Annotated in this window: 1 protein-coding gene; it reads right to left on the reverse strand. The window is 67.0% G+C overall.

Translation table 11 applies throughout. The annotated features are described in order from the left end of the window. Positions 1-21: 21 nt before the first annotated feature. Positions 22-864: an IS5 family transposase gene (locus FMEAI12_RS00340; protein ID WP_112104561.1), complete on the reverse strand. Its 843-nt coding sequence runs from the start codon at positions 862-864 to the stop codon at positions 22-24. Positions 865-939 lie beyond the last annotated feature (75 nt).

Genomic DNA, 939 nt, shown 5'->3' on the forward strand with positions numbered 1-939 from the left:
GTAGAGGGTGTCTGAAAAGAGTCAGTGTGGCGCGCCGGTGAGGCGGTGTATCAGGATCATGCTCATCGCCAGGTAGATAACGTTTTCGGACGTGGCGGTCAGGTATTCGTAGTCTTTGGACAGGCGGCGGTATTTACCCAGCCAGGCGAATGTCCGCTCGATCACCCAGCGGCGTGGTACCACCGCGAACATCGGCACCTGCCGCGGCGGGTCCCCGACCCGGGCCCAGGTATGGCGGAATCCACCGTCGCGGCGGGACACGATCTGGACGCCGATGTCGACCGCGTTTTGGGCCCAGTCGCAGAACTGCTGTCCGCGGTAGCCCTGGTCGGCCCACACATGCCGGAGGCGGGTGCAGGTGTCGGAGGCCTGGGAGAGCAGCACCATCGCGGCCCGGCGGTCGTCCACGCTGGCCGGGCTGACGCAGGCTGTCAGCACGGTGCCGAGGGTGTCGACCAGCAGATGTCGCTTGATGCCGTTGACTTTCTTGGCCCCGTCGTAGCCGTGCAGCCCACCCCGGTCGGTGGCCCGCACGCTCTGGCTGTCGACGATGCCCGCCCCCGGGGTCGGGTCCCGGCCGCCACTGGTGCGGTCGCGTTCGCGGAGCCGGGCCAGGATCTGCTCCCAGCGGCCCTCGATCCGCCAGAGGCGCCAGTAGTGATAGACCGTCTGCCAGGGCGGCAGATCATGGGGCAGCAGCCGCCAGGCACATCCCGCCCGTATCCAATACGCCAACGCGTTCACGATTTCCCGGCGTTCATGCGCCGGCGGCCGGCCACCGGGTTTGGGATCGGGAATCAACGGAGCGATCAGCTCCCATTCGGCATCGGACAGATCAGTCGGATACCCGCGCCGCTCGGCCATCACCAGCCTCCCTCACACCGAGGCTTCACACACCCCCTGCCCTACCCATCCTGACCCTTTTCAGACACCCTCTAG

This window comes from Parafrankia sp. Ea1.12 (genome assembly GCF_900465275.1).
Taxonomy (GTDB): domain Bacteria; phylum Actinomycetota; class Actinomycetes; order Frankiales; family Frankiaceae; genus Parafrankia; species Parafrankia soli.

Coding starts and splice junctions, on each gene's coding strand:
- FMEAI12_RS00340 (WP_112104561.1), bottom strand. CDS start 864: ATGGCCGAGCGGCGCGGGTATCCGACTGATCTGTCCGATGCCGAATGG.